This window comes from Chryseobacterium foetidum (assembly GCF_025457425.1).
GTDB classification, from domain to species: domain Bacteria; phylum Bacteroidota; class Bacteroidia; order Flavobacteriales; family Weeksellaceae; genus Chryseobacterium; species Chryseobacterium foetidum.
Map to the genome: position 1 here is coordinate 1480553 of NZ_JAMXIA010000001.1, position 22282 is coordinate 1502834.

The 22282-nt window shown below is 35.8% G+C and carries 16 protein-coding genes, 7 tRNA genes and 1 other RNA gene; 18 read left to right on the forward strand and 6 right to left on the reverse strand.

Annotation, left to right across the window (positions count from 1 at the left end; genetic code table 11):
* Positions 1-15: 15 nt before the first annotated feature.
* The 5 genes from pyk to NG809_RS06965 are packed head-to-tail and all read right to left on the reverse strand — an operon-like array spanning position 16 to position 4194.
* A complete protein-coding gene (gene pyk, locus NG809_RS06945) occupies positions 16-1461 on the reverse strand; it encodes a pyruvate kinase (protein WP_262149263.1) in 1446 nt (481 codons plus the stop codon).
* Positions 1454-1927 (reverse strand): IPExxxVDY family protein, encoded by a 474-nt coding sequence (locus tag NG809_RS06950; RefSeq protein ID WP_262149265.1) that lies wholly within the window; start codon positions 1925-1927, stop codon positions 1454-1456. Before NG809_RS06950 ends, pyk begins: the two co-directional genes overlap by 8 nt.
* Positions 1905-2669 carry a ribonuclease III gene (gene rnc / locus NG809_RS06955; RefSeq protein ID WP_262149267.1) on the reverse strand — a complete coding sequence of 255 codons (765 nt, stop codon included), beginning with the start codon at positions 2667-2669 and terminating at the stop codon, positions 1905-1907. The genes NG809_RS06950 and rnc overlap by 23 nt, the downstream gene beginning before the upstream one ends.
* Positions 2670-2677: 8 nt before the next feature.
* Positions 2678-3922: a beta-ketoacyl-ACP synthase II gene (fabF, locus tag NG809_RS06960; protein WP_262149269.1), complete on the reverse strand. Its 1245-nt coding sequence runs from the start codon at positions 3920-3922 to the stop codon at positions 2678-2680.
* A gap of 32 nt (positions 3923-3954) precedes the next feature.
* Positions 3955-4194, reverse strand: a complete 240-nt coding sequence (locus tag NG809_RS06965; protein WP_002976354.1) for an acyl carrier protein — start codon at positions 4192-4194, stop codon at positions 3955-3957.
* A gap of 499 nt (positions 4195-4693) precedes the next feature.
* On the opposite strand from NG809_RS06965, the gene NG809_RS06970 reads away from it, so the two are divergent.
* The 3 genes from NG809_RS06970 to NG809_RS06980 are packed head-to-tail and all read left to right on the forward strand — an operon-like array spanning position 4694 to position 10314.
* Positions 4694-5743, forward strand: a complete 1050-nt coding sequence (locus tag NG809_RS06970; protein ID WP_262149272.1) for a DNA cytosine methyltransferase — start codon at positions 4694-4696, stop codon at positions 5741-5743.
* Positions 5736-8612, forward strand: a complete 2877-nt coding sequence (locus NG809_RS06975) for an ATP-binding protein (RefSeq protein WP_262149273.1) — start codon at positions 5736-5738, stop codon at positions 8610-8612. The genes NG809_RS06970 and NG809_RS06975 overlap by 8 nt, the downstream gene beginning before the upstream one ends.
* A 10-nt stretch (positions 8613-8622) precedes the next feature.
* Positions 8623-10314, forward strand: coding sequence for a response regulator receiver domain (locus tag NG809_RS06980; RefSeq protein ID WP_262149275.1), 1692 nt, complete (start codon positions 8623-8625; stop codon positions 10312-10314).
* A 43-nt stretch (positions 10315-10357) separates the two neighbouring features.
* Here the strand turns inward: NG809_RS06980 and ssrA are convergent.
* Positions 10358-10757, reverse strand: a transfer-messenger RNA (tmRNA) gene (ssrA, locus tag NG809_RS06985).
* Positions 10758-11248: 491 nt separating this feature from the next.
* Here ssrA and rpsU point away from each other — a divergent pair.
* The 15 genes from rpsU to NG809_RS07060 all read left to right on the forward strand — a co-directional run bounded on the left by rpsU (position 11249) and on the right by NG809_RS07060 (position 22147).
* Positions 11249-11446, forward strand: a complete 198-nt coding sequence (rpsU, locus tag NG809_RS06990) for a 30S ribosomal protein S21 (RefSeq protein ID WP_262149278.1) — start codon at positions 11249-11251, stop codon at positions 11444-11446.
* A gap of 82 nt (positions 11447-11528) precedes the next feature.
* Positions 11529-12416: a tyrosine-type recombinase/integrase gene (locus tag NG809_RS06995; RefSeq protein WP_262149279.1), complete on the forward strand. Its 888-nt coding sequence runs from the start codon at positions 11529-11531 to the stop codon at positions 12414-12416.
* Entirely contained in the window at positions 12413-12703 is a 291-nt protein-coding gene (locus NG809_RS07000) for an HPF/RaiA family ribosome-associated protein (protein ID WP_262149280.1), read from the forward strand. Before NG809_RS06995 ends, NG809_RS07000 begins: the two co-directional genes overlap by 4 nt.
* A gap of 107 nt (positions 12704-12810) precedes the next feature.
* Positions 12811-12884, forward strand: a tRNA-Thr gene (locus NG809_RS07005).
* 17 nt (positions 12885-12901) lie between these two features.
* Positions 12902-12982 (forward strand) — tRNA-Tyr (locus tag NG809_RS07010).
* 86 nt (positions 12983-13068) lie between these two features.
* Positions 13069-13141 (forward strand) — tRNA-Gly (locus NG809_RS07015).
* 94 nt (positions 13142-13235) lie between these two features.
* Positions 13236-13309, forward strand: a tRNA-Thr gene (locus NG809_RS07020).
* A 17-nt stretch (positions 13310-13326) separates the two neighbouring features.
* Positions 13327-13407: transfer RNA gene (locus NG809_RS07025), tRNA-Tyr, on the forward strand.
* Between the two features lie 87 nt (positions 13408-13494).
* Positions 13495-13567: transfer RNA gene (locus NG809_RS07030), tRNA-Gly, on the forward strand.
* 39 nt (positions 13568-13606) lie between these two features.
* A tRNA-Thr gene (locus tag NG809_RS07035) sits at positions 13607-13678 on the forward strand.
* Between the two features lie 298 nt (positions 13679-13976).
* Positions 13977-14657, forward strand: a complete 681-nt coding sequence (locus NG809_RS07040) for a response regulator transcription factor (protein WP_262149282.1) — start codon at positions 13977-13979, stop codon at positions 14655-14657.
* A gap of 1 nt (position 14658) precedes the next feature.
* Positions 14659-16023, forward strand: coding sequence for a sensor histidine kinase (locus tag NG809_RS07045; protein ID WP_262149284.1), 1365 nt, complete (start codon positions 14659-14661; stop codon positions 16021-16023).
* A 494-nt stretch (positions 16024-16517) separates the two neighbouring features.
* The gene (locus NG809_RS07050) at positions 16518-17759 is read left to right on the forward strand and encodes a TolC family protein (protein WP_262149286.1); all 1242 of its coding nucleotides are present in this window, start codon (positions 16518-16520) and stop codon (positions 17757-17759) included.
* An 8-nt stretch (positions 17760-17767) separates the two neighbouring features.
* Complete coding sequence (locus NG809_RS07055) at positions 17768-18850, forward strand: efflux RND transporter periplasmic adaptor subunit (RefSeq protein WP_262149288.1); 1083 nt, start codon at positions 17768-17770, stop codon at positions 18848-18850.
* Positions 18851-19045: 195 nt separating this feature from the next.
* Positions 19046-22147, forward strand: a complete 3102-nt coding sequence (locus NG809_RS07060) for an efflux RND transporter permease subunit (protein ID WP_262149289.1) — start codon at positions 19046-19048, stop codon at positions 22145-22147.
* Positions 22148-22282 lie beyond the last annotated feature (135 nt).

The window sequence follows — 22282 nt, forward strand, 5'->3', positions numbered from 1 at the left end:
TAGACTAAACTTAAATTAAATTGTTGTCAGTCTTAAAGTATTGGTTTTGCCTCCTTCAAAAGATGGTGTAGCATTGATGTTGATTACAAAATCACCAGACTCGATATAACCGTAATTATGCGTCAGCATATTGACCTGAATAATGGTTTCATCTGTCGGTTTGTTCATATCGTAATAATAAGCCCTTACTCCCCAAAGAAGATTCAGCATATTGATTACTCTTCTGTTTCCGCTGTAAACGATGATGTGAGAATTTGGTCTGTGTGCAGAAAGCTGGAAAGCAGTGTAACCGGAGTTCGTTAAAGTTACAATCGCAGAAACATTTGTTGTTTTAGCAATTCTTACTGCAGCAAGACACACACGGTTGGTGATAAATCTCTCGTCGATACAGTTGTAATCTTTTTCAATCGGCTCGTTTTTGTGTTGGTAGAAATGAGTCATTTCAATATTCTTCACAATTTTAGCCATGTTTTCAACTACCTGAACAGGATATCTTCCTACTGAAGTTTCACCTGAAAGCATTACTGCATCAGCGCCATCCAATACAGAATTGGCAACGTCATTCACCTCTGCTCTTGTTGGTGTAAGGCTGTTGATCATCGTTTCCATCATTTGGGTCGCAATGATTACCGGTTTTGAAAAGAATCTCGCTCTCTCAACAAGATTTTTCTGAATGGCCGGAACTTCTTCCATCGGAACTTCTACACCGAGGTCACCACGGGCAACCATTAATCCGTCACATTCCAATAAAATTTCGTCGATATTTTTTACACCTTCAGGCTTTTCAATCTTAGCAATAATTGGCGTTTTAAACTTACCGTTAGGGTGATTCGCAATCAATTGTTTTAAATCAATAATATCCTGAGCATGACGTACGAATGAAAGTGCGATCCAATCTACTTCCATATCCATCATAAAGTTGGCATCCTGAATATCTTTCTCCGTTAAAGCCGGAAGAGAAACATTGGTATTCGGAAGGTTTACCCCTTTTTTAGAACTTAAAGGTCCACCCTGAATCGTTTTTGCTTTTACAGTATCAATCTGGTTGGTCTCAAGAACTTCCAACATCAGTTTACCGTCATCGATCAGAATTCTTTCCCCGACTTTTACGTCCATCGGAAACTGCTGATACGTCATGTAAACTCTCGTAGAATCTCCTTCAATTTTTTCGTTGGTAAAGGTCAATACATCACCAGGGTTAAGGTAGGAACCTTCTTTTACCACCCCAACTCTCAGTTTCGGACCCTGAAGATCTCCAAGAATCCCAACTGAATATCCATATTCTGCATTAAGTTCTCTGATAATATTGATATTAGTTCGAACCAGGTCGTAATCTGCGTGTGAAAAATTTATTCTGAAAATATCAACACCTGCCTTCATCAATCCCAACATAACTTCTTTTGATGACGAAGCCGGTCCCAGGGTTGCAATAATTTTTGTCTTCTTTAAATACTTATTCATAATACTGTATTATTTGATAAAGTTCTTCTTCAGAACTCAATATATAATCCTGTATTGGAAATACAAGATTTTCAGGGAGCAAAATTACGGAAAAATCAGCATACTGTTCCGAACTGTGCAGAATATATTCCACATCGGGCTGATTATTTAATAAAAATTTAATGTTATCTTCTTCCGCAAAGAGTTCGGTCTGAATTTTTTTTTGCCTACTTTCAGATGATCTGTTTGAGATGAAAGTGTAGCATGTTTTTGTAAATTTGTGATATGCTTCAAAACGGGGAAAGCAGTAATCGTAGTAGGAACCGTGAAATACGAGATCCTTTATTCTGGAGAAACTAAGATGAGAATTCCGGTTGATTTTAAAGAAAAACTCATGATCGTGCATAGACTTTACCAACCTCACCAAACCAATGGTGATATCTTCGGATTCTATTTCATCAAAATCATAAAGTTTTTGTACTTCCAAGAATATTTTCCTTTTTGTTTAAAATATAAAATGCCCGCTGCGCTGCTTTCTCTTCGGCTTTCTTTTTTGAAGTTTCTGTGGCATTGGCAATTTTTTCATCACCAAAGCAAACATGACATCTGAAAACCACCGCCTTATTAGGCTGAATTTCTTCGCAGGTTTCGTATTTTATATTGAGTTTCTTCTTTTGAGCCCATTCTAAAAGAAGACCTTTATAGCTTACAATTTTATTTTCAAGCTTGATAATTTCTGATGGCGTTAAAAGTCTTTCCAATACAATTCTTTTGCAGGTATCATACTGAAAATCAAGATAAACCGCACCCACCAAAGCTTCAAACAAATTTCCGCAGATATTTTCTCCTAAAGCCATTACAACGCTTTGCTTTTGCAGCAAATGCGTAAGTTTCAGGTCTTCTCCCAGCTTGTTAAGGTTCTTACGGTTAACGATTTTAGATTTCATCTGCGTAAGATATCCTTCATTGGCCTGAGGATAGGTTTGAAATAAATGACACGAAATTATGGTTCCCAAAACAGAATCACCTAAAAACTCGAGTCTTTCGTAGTTTCTTTCACCGTTTTTGGAAGAACTTTTCAGCGAAAAAGCCTCACGGTAAAGGTCAACATTATTTACCTCAGCACCTAAAATTTTGTATAATTCTGTACTGAGGAAAAAGTCTCTCTCGGTGAGTTTTCTTTTTCTTTGTTTGAGTAGGAATTTAGAAAAATATTTCTGTAACTCCATCAGTAAATTTAGATTTTCTTAAAAAGAACGCAAGCGTTGTGACCACCGAATCCGAAGGTATTGCTCATGGCAACCTTCACATCTTTCTTCGCAGCTTCGTTAAAAGTAAAGTTCAGTCTGCTGTCAATTCTTTCATCATCTGTAAAATGATTAATCGTAGGTGGAACAATACCGTGAATGATAGTTCCCAAAGCAGCGATCGCTTCAATAACACCCGCTGCACCCAAAAGGTGACCGGTCATAGATTTTGTAGAATTGATCTGAATGTCGTAGGCATGCTCGCCCAGTAATCTTGAAATCGCATTGGATTCTGCAACATCTCCTAATGGAGTAGACGTCCCATGCATATTGATGTGATCTACTTCATCAGCAGTTAATCCTGCATCTTCCAGACAATTTTTCATTACAAGATAAGCTCCCAGACCTTCAGGATGTGGTGCAGTCATGTGATGTGCATCAGCACTCATACCTCCACCCAGTAATTCTGCATAAATTGTTGCTCCACGCTTCACCGCATGCTCATATTCTTCAAGAATAATACATCCCGCGCCCTCACCTAAAACAAAACCATCTCTGTCTTTGTCAAAAGGTCTTGAAGCCGTTGTAGGATCTTCATTTCTTGTAGAAAGTGCCATCATGGCATTAAAGCCTCCCACTCCACTTGCTGTAACTGCAGCTTCAGAACCTCCGCACACGATTACATCTGCTTTTCCTAACTGGATCAGCATTTTAGAATCGATTAATGCATTGGCAGAAGAAGCACAAGCTGAAACCGTAGTATAATTGGGACCGTGGAAACCATATTCAATAGAAATATGTCCCGGTGTGATGTCCGCAATCATTTTAGGAATAAAAAAAGGATTAAATCTTGGAATATCTGTATTTGCCCAGCCCAGAACTTCTGTTTCAAAAGTTTCAAGACCGCCAATACCGGAACCCCAGATTACCCCAACTCTTAGTTTATCTACGTTGTCTTCAATAATTCTTGAATGCGCTACAGCTTCTCTTGCTGCAACCATCCCGAACTGAGTGTTTCTATCCATTTTTTTAGCTTCCTTCTTATCGAAGTGGTCTAAAGGATCGAAGTTTTTTACCTCGCAGGCAAATTTTGTTTTAAAATTTGTGGCATCAAAAAGAGTAATCGGAGCGGCACCGCTCTCACCTTTTACAAGATTTTCCCAGTATTCCTGTGCATTATTCCCGATAGGCGTTAATGCTCCGAACCCTGTTACAACTACTCTTTTTAATTCCATAAATTTTCTTTAAAGTTCTTTGTTGAAGAATATTATTTATTTACTACTTCTTCGATATAAGCGATAGCGTGACCTACAGTAGTAATTTTCTCAGCCTGATCATCAGGGATTTGAATATTAAATTCTTTTTCAAACTCCATGATTAACTCAACTGTATCTAGTGAGTCTGCTCCTAAATCGTTTGTGAAGCTAGCCTCAGGAGTCACTTCTGTTTCTTCAACGTCAAGCTTATCAGCGATGATAGCTTTTACTCTTGATGCAATGTCTGACATAGTAAATATTTTTTTTATTGTTAGATGGTGCAAATATATAAAATTCTTTAGGATAAAACATTTTTTTAGTCTTTTTTGTCGGTAGACTATGGTTATTTTATGACGATGGGTTTTAGTGTTTTCTTAATCAGGGGATTAGAATATTATTATTTTATGGCAATATAAAATTGAGGTATAGTTTTAAAGCAACAAAATATTACACCTTCTTTTCATTTCCATTTTTTGTTAAGTAAAGAATTCGAGCTTTTCTTATTAAAATGATTAATACCAAAATAATTTCAAATTAATTCATTAAATATGGATTCCCGTATTTTTTATTGAAAATTCAATAGTAGCTTTACACATTGTATTGATTATGTTTTTTTCATTGTATTTAAGATTGTAATTTTGCACACGAAATATTTGTATTTTCTAAAAAATAGTTATATTAAAAACTTTTTTTGTTTGAAAGGAAAACAACAAAAATTATTTGGCTAGTGTTATGAATAGTGATGCAAAATTGAAAGCAATAGATTTCTTTTGTTCTGGCGGAGGAATGAGTTATGGAATGCAAGATGCAGGAATACAAATACTTGCAGGGATTGATTTTGATGAAAATTGTAAGGAGACATACGAAGCAAATATAAATGGTGCAGAATTTATTCACGCTGATGTATTTGATTTGAAAGAAAAGGAATTACAAAAGAAATTATCTTTAAAAAAAAATGATGATGAACTTATTATGATAGGATGTAGTCCTTGTCAGTTTTGGAGTATTATTAATACAAATAAAACAAAGTCGTCAAAATCAAAAAATCTTTTAGTAGAGTTTTCTCGGTTTGTTAAATATTTTCGACCAGGTTATGTAGTAGTTGAAAATGTACCAGGTGTTTTGAGAAGAAAAGATGAAAGTGGTTTAAATGAATTTATAGAATGGCTTAAAAATAACGGTTATGCAAATCCCCATTTTAAAATTCATAATGTAAATGACTTTGGAGTTCCTCAGAGTCGAAAGAGATTTACTCTGATAGCTACTCGTATTTCGGATGAAGAAATAAAGCCTTTAGAATTAGAAGGAAAAAAAACAGTTGTAAAAGATGTTTTAGGTATCGATAAAGGTTTTCCTAAAATTGAACCTGGACATAGGGATAAATCAGAATTCCTTCATACGACTTCTAATCTTAGTAACATTAATAAAACAAGACTTACAAAAGTAGAAAAAGACGGTGGGAACAGACTTGGATTTGCAAACGATCCAGAATTACAGCTAAAATGTTTTGAAGGAAAAGACGACTCTTTCAAAGACACATTTGGGAGATTATGGTGGAATAAACCTGCACCAACAATTACAACAAAATTTTTTAGTATTTCTAATGGTAGATTTGTGCATCCAGAAGAAGATCGTGCATTGTCAATTAGAGAAGGTGCGACATTGCAATCTTTTCCATTAGCATATAAATTTAAAGGAACAAGCATTGCAAATATTGCTAGAATGATTGGCAATGCAGTGCCTCCAAAATATGCAACCTCAATAGCAAAAGCTATAATTAAAAATCACACAAATGGCTAATTTTAGAGCAAAAGCGAGAGCAATTGAACTTCTCGGTAAAGGTCAAATTGCCGATTTACCGACAGCAATTTCTGAATTATGGAAAAATGGTTATGATGCTTATGCTAAAAATTTAGAGTGTAAATTATACCTTGATTCCTATAAAGATAATCATAAACCAATTTTTGTTTTAAGTGATAATGGATTTGGTATGTCTGAAGAAGACATATTAAATAAATGGTTTGTTTTAGGAACCGATTCAAAAGCAAGAAACCAAAAAATTCAACCAGAATTTGATTTAAAAAGAAGAACTCCCATGGGTGAAAAAGGAATAGGTCGTTTGTCTGTTTCTTATCTCGGTTCACAAATGCTAATGATTTCTAAAAAAGCAGATGAAAAAGCAAATGCTTTATTAATGGATTGGAGAGTTTTAGATAATTATGATTTTTTTCTTGAAGATCTAAATGTACCAATGCTTTCATTCGAAACCCAACAAGAATTTAAGACAAATATTGCCAAGGCAAATGTAGAATTCGAATTGAATCTGGATGAAACTAAATGGGAAGAACAAAAAAATTATAGAAATACAATTCTACAAGATTGGGAATCATTTAATATTCCAGGGTTTATTTATGAAGAAATAATTGCTAAATTTTGCGAAAACAAATTTCACGGAACATTCTTTATAATATTAACCCCTCACGAACAATTATTAGAACTTTCGGAAAAAGATAGAGTCTCTTTAAAAAAAGATAATTCTTTTACATATTTGAGAGCTTCTTTAAGTGGATTGCACAATGATTTAAAAAATAAAAGTAAAGATTTTACAACAAGTTTTTTAATCTATGATGCATCTGGAAAATATGATGTCATTGATGACTTTTTCACAACGGAAGAAATGCAAAACTCAGATCACTGGCTGAGTGGTGAATTTGATGAGAGTGGCTTTTTTTCAGGAGAAATTAAAGTATTCAATAAGAGAGAAAAATATTTTTTTAAACCAAATAGACCTCCAGGAAAAACCCCATATGGTCCTTTCTCTATTCAATGGGGCTCATTTGAAGGCGAACTAAAAAGTTCCTTGCTGAATCCAGAAGAATTTGTTAATATCAATAAAAAACTTGATGCGTTCGGTGGTTTATATGTATACCGGGATGATTTTAGAGTTTTGCCATATGGTAGAACCGAACACGATTTTTTAGAATTTGAAAAAAGAAGAAGTTTAAGTGCTGGAACCTATTTTTTTAGTCATAGAAGGTTTATTGGTTATATTGATTTGACCAGAGAGAAAAATCCTAGTCTTACGGACAAGGCAGGAAGAGAAGGCTTCATTCAGAACAAAGCATATAGAGAATTTAAGGATGATTTGATTGAGTTTTTTGTTGATATTGCTAAAAGATATCTGCGTGCTGGAAAAGACGATAAATTCGACACATATAGGGAAAATCAGCTTACTGAAATAAACGCAAAACATCAACAACAACTTGATGCTGCAAAAAAGAAAAATTCAAAAACAAAAAAATCTTTTTTAGAAGATTTAAAAGAATATAATACTAAAATTGATAGTTTAGAAAAAGAGATAGATGATATTGGTGATGAACTTTCTAGAGAAGTTAATCAATTGGAAATTAATTATAATAATTATAATAATATACTTGAAAAACTCGAGAGTAAGAAAAATGAATTAAGATCAATAAAGATTCAAAAACCACCAGGTATAAAAATTACAACAAGACAGGAGCAAGAATATGTGAATTATCAAAGTAAGTATTATACTGCTAATAATAGCGTTCGAAACTGTCAAGCTATAGTTGATAAAACTCGAGAAAGAATTAATGTTGAAAACCTAAAACTGGAATACAACGAAAAATTTCGCTCACATATTAGATACTTAGATCGACAATTTTCTGCTTTCAATGATATTTCGAAAGAGTCATTTAATCGAATAGAAAAACAGTTAACTGAAGAAAAAAACTTTCAAGTGGAATCTTTCATAAAGCAATGTGAATCCTATAATCTTTTAGATTCTGACGAAAAGGATAAAATTTCGTCGAAAATTATTGCTCTGGAAAATTTAACGGAAGAACATAAAAAAGAAATTGAAAATTCATTCAAAGGTTTTACCAAACATATTTCTAATTTACAAATTGATGTTGATGATGACTTTTTAAGAGGTTGGTATCAAGAACAAAATGAAAAGCTCGCAGAAAAAGTTGAGGACTATGAAGAATTAGCGCAATTAGGAATGGCGATTGAAATTATTGATCATCAATTTAATGTTATGTATTCTCAAATGCAAGATTCTGTTAACGAAATTGAGAGTTATTCAAAGAAAAATACAGAAATAGCATATAGTTTTAATCAGTTAAAAAATGCTTTCCAACACTTAGAAGGAAATTATAAACTGTTAAAACCATTGTATAGAACATCTAGAAGAACAAGAGAAATTATTTCTGGAAGTCAAATTGAAAAATATATCAAAGATTTTTTTGAAAATGAATTTAAAAAATATCGAATAGATTTTGATGTAAATGATTCTTTTAGAGAATATGAGTTTTTTTCTTATGACTCCATAATAAAACCCACATTTCTTAATATTATAAACAATGCTAACTACTGGTTAATTCCTTCAAGTGAAAGGAAAATTAAAATTGAATTAATCGACGATGAAATTAGAATAATGAATTCTGGAGAAAGAATTGATGATTCACAAATTAAAGATATTTTTAATCTTTTTTATACTAGAAAAAGAGATGGTAGAGGCATTGGATTATATTTAGCAAAGAAAAATTTAAATGCCGTCGGCTATGACATTTATGCAACAAATAAAACAGATTATAATAAGCTTAAAGGAGCGTGTTTCGTCATACATAAAACCAAAAAAAACTAATACTATAATAATGGATGAGCAAAAAATGTCTGTAGAAATATCTAAACCGCTTCAAGAGATAAAAAGCTTTCAAGATGTTGCAAAAGCAATAATAAGAGATTCTATACGAAATGCAATATGTATCGACGACAATTATTTAGCACCATATTCTGATTCTACAGAGGGCTTAAATACTAATGATCCTAAAAAGTTATATTATTCTTTTCGTAAACAAGGTCATTGTGATTTAGATATTTATCAATTTAAAACATTTGATGAATGGCTAGAAAATAATTATATGATTCACAATAAGGATTTGATGGTTTTAGATTGGGAATTAGATGATGGCGAAGAAAAATTTAAAAATACACTTTTAATACTTAATGATATAATTTTTGAGAAGAGAATTCCTTTTGTAGTAATCTATACTAATACGGAGGATTTAGATTCAGTATCTCAAGTCTTATGTGAAAATTATAATTTATACAATTCAACAACTTTTGATGAGTTCGTAAATTTTCTAAAAGAAAAAATTTCGAGATTATCTGATAAAAGTGAAGATGTTGAACTTTTTTTTGAAGAAAATAGAAAGTTATTTTTTGAACTTATCAAATTTTTTGATAAACGAGAAGAATTATCACAAGAGATAATTCAAAAATTTGGAACATTTCTCGATTATAATGATTTGGTAAAATTGTCAAAAAAAATTGTAAGCACAACTAAAGAAAAATTTTTATCTAAAGAAAACATTGTTGAATCTCTTCTAGTTATAGCTAATCTTATCTTTAGTGTAAATTTGCAAGATGATGCAAAAAAAACAATCAACAAAAGAATTGAAATTGTTAAAGATTGCTACTTAATTAACGGCATAATAGTTCTTATTTTGCACAAAAGCGGAAACGAAGATGGTGTTGAGCCAGAAAATCTTTTTAACGTCTTTAGTGAAGCAATTTATACAAATCCTCATAGTATAATTAATTTAGTTTCTTTAGAATTGAAAGACAAGTTAAGAGAAGATTTTTCAAAAATTGGTACAAAATTTAATTTGATTGATGAACGGGCATTTCTATATCACGCAAATAATTATTCTATCCAAAATGGTGAAAATAAAGAATTTGACAAAACCTCCTTCGTTAATTTTATAATTCAATATTGGATGAATGAGCTAGCGCAATATAATTTAGACTTAGATTTAAAATCTATTCTCATTCTAGAAGAGAGATTACAAGATATATATGTCGATAATGATTTACATGATAAGCTTAGTCAGTATGCTCATATGGTGTCAAGTGTAAATATTGAAAACAGGAGAAATAAAAAACTAACTTTTGGTGATATTTTTAAGTCTGATGATAAATATTTTTTATGTATAACACCACTTTGTGATTGTTTAAATCCTAGTAAAATTGATTTTCAGTTTTATTTTATTACAGGAAAAAAAATAAATAATAAATCAGCTTTAGAAAATGCGGAACAAGGATTTTATTCTTTTGTTAATTTTAATGATGAATTTATTGCAATAGAATGGAAATGTAAACCCTTTACATCATACATATCAGAGTCTGATAATAATGTTAAATCTCTAAATTTAACGTATGCAAACGTACCATTAGAATTAAAGCATGTAACTATTTTAAAGGAAAACTATGCACAAAGAATCGCAAACAATTCTTTTGGATATGGTTATAGGGTTGGTGTCGATTTTCCTCATATAAAATCTTAAAATAAAAGGGAAGTCAAATAAATTGAATTCCCTTTAGTTTTAAATGTGGAGTTGGAGGGATTCGAACCCTCGTCCAAACAAGCAATACATAAGATTTCTACATGCTTATTTTACTATTGGTTTTCGACTGGAGGCAGAGAGCAAACACCCAACTTCCAGCTTATCTTCTGAGGTTTTCGAGTCTCGGCCGAAGCTTCCGAAACCTTATTTCTGCATTACTATATCTCAGAATCAAACGCCGCAGAACAGAGCATTTGTGAGACATCTTGCTTCCTTACTGTCTTCGGGAAAGCGCTTGAAATCTTACTTTATTCGGATTAAGCTGCAAGAGCGAACTCTTCGTTGCCAGTTAAAATTGTGTAGCAAGGGATTTAAGAGATCGCGCTACGGTTCTCTGCATGCTTACTTACCCATTGACCTTGCTGTCGAAACCAGTCAACCCCATGTTTAAGTGAAGACAAAGATACAATTTTTTGTTTACATTTTATTCATATTAAATAAAGCTTGGAGAATTGCTAAAAAGAATTGATTTGTAGAGAACTTTTTAAGCCTTATTATTCCTACCCTAAACCTAAGGGCCTGTTTAAATTTTTATCAAATCAATAATAATGGTGTAATAACTCTTCGACAGGCTCAGAGTGACACCGTTAAATTGAGCGGTTAGCATTAGATTTGTCAGTCTGAGCCTATCGAAGACTCAATTAATCAAAACAGTAAAAATCAATATAATCTAACTTTTTTAATAATATATAAATAGGCTCTAATGTTGAAAATGTCTTGAAAACTTTATCAGATTATACCGATTAAGGGCTAATGGAAAGGTAAATTAATCTACATCTGAAACGAATTTAAAATAAAATCAATTTTTAATTAGAAATTCTTTGGTAATCAATAATAAATTTCTATTTTTGCAATCCAAAATGAGATGTAATTTATGTTAATAATTCCAGTAAAAGACGGAGAGTCTATCGACAGAGCACTTAAAAAATATAAGAGAAAATTTGACAAAACAGGTACTGTTCGTCAATTGAGATCAAGACAGGCTTTTATTAAGCCGTCTGTAACTTTAAGACAGGCAAGACTTAAAGCTGCTCACAAGCAAGTAAATCTTAGCAAAGAAGAGCAGGCTTAAGAAATTTTCTTAACTCGCATACTAAATTCACTCTTTAAATAGTTATATTTATTGAGTGAATTTTTTGTTTTCACACTTTTTTATGATTGACAAATTCCTTCAATACATATCGTTCGAAAAACGTTATTCTCCACACACCGTAACGAGCTACAAAAAAGATTTGGAAGATTTTTATGAATTCTACCTTCGTACTGAAGGTTCAGAAAATCTTTTAAAAGCAGACAAAAAAATTATCCGCAACTTCATCGTAGAACTCAGCGAAAAAAATATCGCCAAAAGAAGCATCAACAGGAAAGTTTCTACCCTACGCAGTTTCTATAAATTTTTACTGAAGATTCAGGAGATTAAAGTTTCACCTGTGGAAAATATCAGTTCAATTAAGTTTTACGCCGAAAAGCAAATTCCAATTTCCAGTGATGAAATGAAAAATCTTGATGAGAAAATTTCTTTGGAAACAGACAACCTGCTGGAACACTGTATCATTGAAACACTTTACCAGACCGGCATCCGGAAAGCCGAACTTTGTGGCTTGATATTTGAAAATGTAAACCTAGGAGCACAGGAGCTGAAGATCATAGGAAAAGGAAACAAGGAACGCTACATCCCCATTTCGGAGAAACTTACCCAACTTTTATCTGACTATTTAAATATCAGAAAACCAAAGGAAAACTTTGGTGCTTATTTTTTCGTCAATAAAAACGGTAAAAAACTCACCGAAAAATTTGTTTACCTAACCGTTAATAAGTATCTTAGTCTTGTAACTTCTAAGGAAAAAAAGAGCCCGCATATTTTAAGACACAGCTTTGCTACACATGTTTTAGATAACGGGGCAGAAATTTCCAAAGTAAAAAAGATATTAGGACATTCAAGTCTTGCCAGTACTCAAGTCTATACGAATGCCAATATAGAGCAATTGAAAAAAGTGTTTAATCTGGCTCATCCACGAGCCGCAAAAAAAGAAGAATTATGAAGATCACAGTACAGTCAATTGGTTTAACGCCACACGCACCATTAGAAGATCACATTGAAAAAAAAGTAAACAAACTTGCTACGTTTTACGACAAAATTCAGGATTGTAAAGTTTTCCTGAAAGTAGAAAACACTTCAGACAGAGAAAACAAAACAACCGAGCTTATTTTAGCCGTTCCGGGTGACGATATCGTTGTAAAAAAGACCTGCACAAGCTTTGAAGAAAGCCTTGATCAGTGTGTGGATACAGCTAAGAAGCTATTAATCAAGAAAAAAGAATTAGCTTAGTAAAAAAGTTAAAAAAAACATACTAAAAATTTGAGAATTCAAAAAATCCGTTCTATATTTGCACACGCAAAAAAGGAACAGCGATCTTTTGAATTCTTTTTTATTATGCTTCCATAGCTCAGCTGGCCAGAGCACGTGATTTGTAATCTCGGGGTCGTGGGTTCGAATCCCTCTGGAAGCTCATTTTAATATAAACTCGGGGAGATTCCAGAGTGGCTAAATGGGACTGACTGTAACTCAGTTGCTTCGGCTTCGTAGGTTCGAATCCTGCTCTCCCCACTGTTTATATTGATAAAAAAACTTGCAGGTTTAGAATGAAATTCCTAAGTTTGCAGACCGTTACCAATGATTTTGGAAACAAAATTGCGGAAGTAGCTCAGTTGGTAGAGCGTCAGCCTTCCAAGCTGAATGTCGCGAGTTCGACCCTCGTCTTCCGCTCAAAGATCACACCTCATCAGGGTGATTTTTTTTTCACTGCTGAATTGTTGCAGAGTAGCTTTTCTCTCAGCCTTCAGTTTAGAATTATTAAAACGCTTCCATAGCTCAGCTGGCCAGAGCACGTGATTTGTAATCTCGGGGTCGTGGGTTCGAATCCCTCTGGAAGCTCATTTTAATATAAACTCGGGGAGATTCCAGAGTGGCTAAATGGGACTGACTGTAACTCAGTTGCTTCGGCTTCGTAGGTTCGAATCCTGCTCTCCCCACGGTTTATATTACAAATAAAACTTGCAGATTCAAAGGGTTTTCCTTAAGTTTGCAAAGCGTTTACCAATAATTTTGGAAACAAAATTGCGGAAGTAGCTCAGTTGGTAGAGCGTCAGCCTTCCAAGCTGAATGTCGCGAGTTCGACCCTCGTCTTCCGCTCAACAAAAATCACGCTTCTGGTGTGATTTTTTGTTTAAGGCCGACTTAGCTCAGCGGTAGAGTGCTTCCTTGGTAAGGAAGAGGTCACGGGTTCAAGTCCCGTAGTTGGCTCACAGCAAATCCCGATTCTGTCGGGATTTTTTTTTGTTTCTTGTAGTTTATATGCAACATTATACTTTTGATAAAGCCGATTTAACAAAAAATAACACTGAGATTTTCACAAAGAGCACAATGATTGTGAACCTCGTGAAAAACTTTGTGCTCCTTGTGCTTAAATTAAACAGAGGATTTTTAAATTATCTTAGATTGTGGACAGTCAAATTAAAATTTAATTAAACCTTCCTCTCAAATCCCATTTTCAATCCACATCAAAAATTTTTTTTCTACTTTAGTAAAAAATTAGTTCCTGATGAATATTCTTTTACTGGAAGATGACCTTATTCTTTCCGCAGAGTTGTGCAAATTTTTAGAGTCCAATCAAATTAGCTGTTCGAAGGTTTTTGATGGGGAGACTTTTCTGAGAGAAATTAAAAATAATTCCTACGACCTTTATCTTCTGGACATCAACGTCCCGAAAATGAATGGCCTAGATGTGTGCCAGACTTTAAGAACGTTTGATAAAACCACGCCTATCATTATTCTGTCGGCTTACGGTGATCTTTCAGATAAAAAAGATGCGTTCACGAGACTTGCTGATGATTATCTGGTAAAACCTTTTCAGTTTGAAGAGCTATTATTAAGAATCAACTCGCTTCTCCGCAGAAAAACACAGTCTGAAAACATCGAGTCTGATGTAATAAAAGTAGATGACCTCATCATCAATAAAACCGAACAGAAGGTTTTCAGAGGCGGAAACGAAATCGCGCTGACTTTGAAAGAGTTTCAATTGCTGGTTTACCTTGCCGAAGCTCAGGGCAGAACGGTTTCAAAACAACAGATTACAGAGCATGTCTGGGAACATAATTTTAATACCAATACCAATACCGTCGAGGTTTACATCAATTTCTTAAGGAAGAAACTTGATAAGGATTTTCCTGTAAAACTCATTCATACAAGATCCGGTTTTGGGTATTATTTAAGTCCATTATAAAATGTCTTTAAAACGGAAAATTGCCCTTACGCTGTCAATCTCGTTTTCGATTCTTCTTGGGATCGTGATGGTGATTATTTACATCCTATTTAATGATTTCCGAAGAGAAGAGTTTAAGGCAAGATTTGTTCAGAGACTGGAATTTACTTCACATTTTATTTTAAAATCAAAGGATTTTGAGGAAGAGGCACCTGTTTTTTTTAATGAAAATTCAGACAACGTACTGTTGAACGAAAAAATTCTCATCTTCAATGCCAGTAAAGAATTGATTTATTCAACCATAAAAGATCAGAAAGTAACATGGGACGCCAAACTTCTCAGCGAACTCGACAGGAAAAAAGCGGTCTACACCGAAAAAACCTTCCCGGAAATCTATGCCGCCAAAAGAAATATTAATGGTGAAAACTATTATATCATCACCAGCGCTTACGACACCAACGGAAAGTCAAAACTTGCCTATCTGAAATATCTTCTCATCACGGCCTATATCGCAAGTACGCTGCTGATTGGTTTTTTCAGTTATTACTTTATGGGGAAATTTCTTCACCCTCTGGAGCAGCTCAATCAGGAAGTTTCTGAGATTACAGCACACAAGCTCACCACCCAAATTCCGGTGAACAATTCTAAAGATGAAATCAGCATTCTGGCGCAGTCTTTCAACACGATGATTGTTCGGCTGAACGATGTTTTCCAGTCACAGAAAGACTTTACGGCAAGTGCTTCCCACGAAATCCGTACTCCTATTACGCGAATCGCTTTTCAGATTGAAAACCTGATCAAGCTTGAAGAGCACTCTCCCACTACCCTTATGGGACTTCAGCAGATGTTGAGGGATGTGTTTCTGCTTTCAGATCTCACCAATTCACTCCTGCTGCTGACGAAATTTGATAAAGAAAATATTCAGACCATTTACGAAGAAGTGCGCATCGATGAAGTGATTTTTGAATCTTTCGACCGTTTAAAAAAGAGTTTCCCCAATCTGAAAATGGATTTTAACATTTCTGAAAAATCCACTGAAGACGCATTGCTGACTATCGGCGGTGTACAGTCTCTGCTGGTGATCGTATTTGTAAACCTCCTGAAAAATGCAGCAATTTATTCAGATAACGAAGAAGTGGATATTCTGCTCGATGAAGACAACAGTAATATCACCATAGACGTGATCTCATTTGGAAATACCATTCCCGAAAAAGAACAGTCCCGTCTATTTGATGCTTTTACGAGGGGCAATAATTCACAAAACATCTCCGGTTCCGGCTTGGGTTTACGCATCGTAAAAAGAATTCTGGAATACCACGGAGCGGATATTCTATATTCCTCACCCTCCGAAAAATCAAATAAATTCACCGTTATTTTCGCCAAATAAAGTATCCAGTATCCATGGGGCTTTTGAAGTACCTGAAAATTCATGCGCATGAATTGATAAACTCATGCGCATGAATTGACAAACTCATGCGCATGAATTGACAAACTCATGCGGATGAATTGATAAACTGATGCGGGTGAATTTAAGGACAACTAAAAAATAAGATTGGAAAATTTAAGAGCCTGTATAAATTTCATCAAAATTAATTTCCCCGACCCTAAAGGAAGTTAATTCTGATGAAATTTTCAAGGCATTTTTCCACCCTTTAGGGTTGGGGAAAAGAAAAATGACTTGAAAATTTATTTTTAATCATTTTGAAACAGGCTCTAAATATTAACCATTCAAATTAAATCAATTTTAGTTGAAACATAAAAATCCAAACCCTTCAGAGATTTCATTTTCTTTCAAACAAATTCACAATTTAATTTTTTTTTAAGCCTCCTTTAAGTTCCTTTTAATCGGGTAGCCGCACTTTTGTCATCAAAATAATGATAATGAACAAATTTGCAGGGCTGTTGATTGTTGTCTCGTCTTTCCTGACCGCACAGCAGCAAATGTCGCTTCAGGATTGCGAAAATGCCTTTCAGCAGAATAATCTTCAGCTGCTAGCTGAGCAGTACAGCATCAGCATGGCAGATGCCGATATTCTGCAGGCGAAAATCTGGGAGCTTCCGCAAATGAGCGGCTACATCAATGCCTATAACCCCGAGGATAAAAGATTTCTGGATGCCGGCAGAGCCAAAGGTTTCGAAGTGACCCAGCTGATCTACATGGGCGGAAAAAAGAAAAATGAAATCGCATTTGCAAAATCCAATAAAGAACTGGCACAACTGCAGTTTTCACAGCTTTTGGTGGAACTGAGAACGCAGCTTCACACCAATTACTACAATCTGTATTACGAAAAACTCAAGCTTGAAAACATAGACAAGCAGCTGGGTTACATGAATGATCTTCTGAAAGCCTACAAGGTGCAGTCTGCCAAAGGAAATGTATCCCTGAAAGATGAAGTGAGACTTCAGAGCATCGTTATTCAGCTGAAAAATGACAAAGTAGGCATCAACAAAAATCTTCTGGAATTTGAGCAGAATCTGAAAGTGCTCACAGGAATTACAGAAAATATCGAACCCGAAATCTCCGCAGACGAGGCAAAACAGCTTCTGAAAGAGCAACCTTTCGGTGACAGCGAAGATTTAAAAAGAAAAGCTTTGGAAAACAATGCAGATTATCTCTTCATCCTGAAGATGATTGACAATTCCAAACTTTATGCGCAGTGGCAGAAATCCCTGAATGTTCCCGATCTGAACATCGGTGCCGAGTACGATCAGGCATCAGGAACTTTTAACAACGAAATAAACCTGAAGGTCGGCATTCCGATTCCTTTGTGGAAAAGCAACCGCGGGAACGTGGCCAGAGCAAAATTTGCCATCAGCCAGAATGAGAAAAACGCCGAATTTCAGAAACTGAATCTGGAAACAAAGGTGGAATCTGCTTTTCAGATCTGGAAAACGCAGTTTGAACAGTTATCGGAAATCAGAACTGCCGATCTTAACAATCTTGATCTGGTATACGAAGGAATGCTGAAGAATTTCAGAAACGGAAACGTCAGCCTCATCGAATTCACCGATTTTATGGAAAGCTACCGCCAGACCGCCTTACAGATCTACGACATGAAAAATGAGCTGATGGAATCTGCCATCAGACTCAATCAATTGGTACAAACTAAAATCTTCTATTAAACAATACAATGAAAAAATTAATCATACCCCTGTTTTCAGCCTTGCTTTTATGGTCTTGCTCCAAGCCTGAAGCTCCAAAAAACACCGAGCCTAAAGGTTTTGAACTGAGCAATACCATGCTTGAATCTATTTCTACAGCAAAAGTGGAAAGCAGAAACATAGAGGATTTTTACAGTTTTTACGGCAAAATTTCCGCCGACAGAAACTCATACATCGACGTTTTCCCATTGGTAGGCGGAAATGTAATGAGCGTAAATGTGGAACTGGGAGATTACGTGAGAAAAGGTCAGGTTTTGGCGACCATCAGAAGTACCGAGCTTGCTGAAGTGCAGCGTGATGTAAGTGATGCAAGAACAGATTTGCAGGTAGCAAAAAACAATCTCCGTGTTGCCAGAGAAATGTACGAAGGCAAACTGAATACAGAACGTGATGTTCTGGAAGCGAAGAGCCAGCTTCAGAAAGCAGAAGACCAGATGCAGAGAGCCTCGGCGGTGAGCACCGTGTATAATGTTAAGAACGGCAATATCTACAGCGTTCTCGCACCCATCAGTGGTTATATTGTTCACAAGGACATCAACAAAGACATGCAACTGCGAAGCGACAGAAGCGAGAATATATTTGATGTTGCCAATACCACCAACGTCTGGGCGATTATGAACATCAACGAAGCTGATATCGATAAAATAAGCCTCGGGATGCCGGCTCAGGTTTCTACCCTTTCTTATCCCGACAAGATTTTCAACGGAAAGATTGATAAGATATTTAAAATTATCGACCCTGAAACCAATGCAATGCAGGCAAGAGTGGTTCTCGACAATGCCAACGGGTTGCTGATTCCTGACAGTAAAGCGACGATAAAAGTTTCGAAATCTGAAAATAAAAATGCACTGTCTATACCTTCGAAAGCAGTCATTTTTGATGATGACAAAAGCTATGTTGTGGTTTTCAAATCAAGAAATGATGTGAAGATAAAAGAAATTCAGGTCTTAAAACAGGTGGGTGAATTCACCTACATTTCTGAAGGTTTAAAGGAAGGTGAAAACGTGATTACCAACAATCAGCTGCTCATCTACCGTTCTCTGAACAATTGATTTCAACAGACCATTGAGGCATTTTACAGTAATTGAGTTTTATAGGTATTTCTCTTTTCATTTAATCATTCTCATAGTTTCGATGCTGCTTATTTAATTTAAATACACCTGTTCTCAATGGTTTGAAATCATTCAGATTTTATCAAACATTTAGTTATTCATTCAATATCTAAAGTCTAACCTTTAATTTCCATCATGAATAAATTCATAAAAAATATAATCTCATTTTCACTTAAAAACAAGGCGTTCACCTTCATCTGGGTCGCTGTTTTGGCAGTGGCGGGATTTATCAGTTTTAAAAATATGCCGATTGAGGCTTTCCCTGATGTCACCAATACCCAAATCGTTATCATTACACAGTGGGATGGCCGAAGCGCTGAAGAAGTTGAGCGTTTTGTAACTACACCGATTGAGCTGTCGATGAGTCCGGTGCAGAAGAAAACGAGTGTGAGAAGTACCACGATGTTTGGTCTTTCCATTGTAAAAATTCTTTTTGATGACGGTGTAGACGATATGTTTGCCCGAAATATGGTCAACAATCAGCTTAGAAACATTAGCCTTCCCGAAGGCATCGACCCTGAAGTACAGCCTCCGTACGGACCAACCGGAGAAATTTTCAGATATACGTTAGAAAGTAAAAAGAAAGATTCCCGTGAACTTCTCACACTGCAGAACTGGGTGATCGACAGAGCACTTCGCGGTGTTCCCGGAGTGGCAGATATCAATGTCTTCGGTGGTCAGGACAAGGTTTTTGAGCTTAGTATCGACCCGAGAGCTTTGGATAAATACAATCTGACGCCGCTGCAGGTTTATGAAGCAGTGACCAAAAGTAATTTAAATGTCGGTGGAGACGTGATCGAAAAAAACGGACAGGCCTACGTCGTCCGCGGAATCGGCTTGGTGCAGTCGACGGATGATATCGCCAATATCACAATTCATAATGACAACGGAAACCCGATTCTCGTAAAAAATGTTGCTGAAGTTCACGAAAGTTCGAGACCAAGAGTTGGACAGGCTGGATTGAATAATCACGACGACACTGTTGAAGGAATTGTAGTGATGCGTAAAGGCGAGAATCCCCGAGAAGTTTTGGTTGGGGTAAAAGCTAAAATTGCCGAACTGAACGAAAAAATTCTTCCGAAAGATGTAAAAATGGTGACGTTCTACGACCGTGACCACCTGATGGATTTTACCACAGAAACCGTAATGCACAATTTGCTCGAAGGAATCATCCTTGTGACGGTAATTGTTTTAATATTCATGGCCGACTGGCGAACGACGCTTACCGTTTCCATCATTATTCCGCTTTCATTGCTGTTTGCTTTCCTTTGTTTAAAGCTTTGCGGAATGAGCGCCAATTTACTGTCACTCGGAGCAGTGGATTTCGGGATTATCATTGACGGAGCCGTGGTAATGGTGGAAGGAATTTTCGTAATGCTCGACCATAAAGCCAAAAAATACGGTCCCGAAAAGTTTAATAAAATGGCAAAAGCAGGCTGGATTAAACAGACAGGAACCGGTTTGGGAAAAGCAATTTTCTTCTCCAAATTAATCATCATCACTTCACTGATCCCGATTTTTGCGTTTCAGAAAGTGGAAGGTAAAATGTTCTCACCATTGGCATTCACCCTTGGTTTTGCGTTGATGGGAGCTTTGATTTTCACCCTTACTTTGGTTCCGGTGCTGACGCATTTGCTTTTAAATAAAAATGTACGAGAGAAAAATAATCCGTTTGTGAATTTCTGGGACAGAATTGTTTTGAGAGGCTTCAGATTTACATTTAAAAACAAGAAAATCAGTTTAATTGTTTCGATTTCGATTGTAGCTGTTACTTTATTTTCAGGAAAATTTTTAGGCACAGAATTTTTACCTCAACTCAATGAAGGTTCCCTTTGGATTACCGCCGAAATGCCGATGAGTTCGTCTTTGAAAGAATCTCTGAAGACAGCCGATATTTTGAAGAAAGACATTATGAGCGTACCGGAAGTGACAGATGTTTTGGCTCAAACCGGCCGGAGCAACGACGGAACTGACCCGAATGGATTTGGATTTGTGCAGTTTGCCGTCAACCTCAAACCCAAAGATGAATGGACGCGAAAAATCACCTACGACGAATTGATTGAAGACATCGACAAAAAACTGAGCAATTATCAGGGTATTACTTTCAATTATTCCCAGCCGATTTCTGATAACGTTGCTGAGGCTGTTGCCGGATTTAAAGCTGAAAACGGGATTAAAATCTACGGTGACAACCTTCAGACTCTGGATGAACTGGCAGATAAAGTTTTGAAATCGATAAAAGATGTGAATGGCGTTCGTGATGCCGGAATTATTAAAAATATCGGTCAGCCGGAAGTCAATGTGGTTTGGGACAGAAATAAAATGGCTGCTTACGGCGTGATGCCCGAAGACGCGCAAACCGTTCTGGAAATGGCTTTCGGTGGGAAAACTGCTTCGGAAATGTATGACGGTGAAAGAAAATTCCCGATCCGTTTGAGATACTCTCACGAATACAGAAAAGATGAAAACGATATGGCTTCCCTAATGATTCCTACGCAGGACGGAACGATGATTCCCCTGAAAGAAGTGGCAACCATCGAAAAAAATAACGGTGCAGCATTTATTTACAGGGACGATATCAAGCGGTATATCGGGATTAAATTCTCGATTCGTGACCGTGATTTGGGAGGAACAATTGCCGATGCACAGAAAGAAGTAGCAAAAATCGATCTTCCGGAAGGCTACAAAGTGGGCTGGACCGGCCAGTTTGAAAACCAGCAGCGGGCAACGGCGAGATTAACGCAGGTGGTTCCGATCAGTATTTTGGGAATTTTCTTCCTTCTGTTTATTCTTTTCGGAAATATGAAAGATTCATTTTTGGTCTTAGCTAATGTACCTTTTGCCCTGATCGGCGGTATTATCGCACTGCATCTTACGGGAATGAATTTCGGAATTTCCGCCGGTGTCGGAATGATTGCCCTGCTCGGAATTTGTATTCAAAACGGTGTAATTCTGATCACCGAATTTCATCAGAACATAAAAGACGGACTGGGATTGGATGACGCCGTTCTGAGCGGTGTAAAATCCCGAACAAGACCCGTAATTATGACCGCTTTGATGGCATCCATCGGATTGTTGCCTGCAGCATTATCCACAGGAATTGGTTCGGAATCTCAAAAACCGTTAGCCATCGTCATCATCGGAGGTTTGATTACGGCGACCGTTCTTACTTTACTTATCTTTCCGATTATATTCTGGATTTTTAACCGCAGTAAAAAATCACAGGAAATTATATAATTGTTTTTTAACCTAAAGAAATCTCCCGAAATTTTCGGGAGATTTTGATTTTATGATTAGACTCTGAACTATTATTTGAACCATTAAGAGTATTAATTTGTTAAGGAATTTATGATGTAGATTTATTAAGTTTTA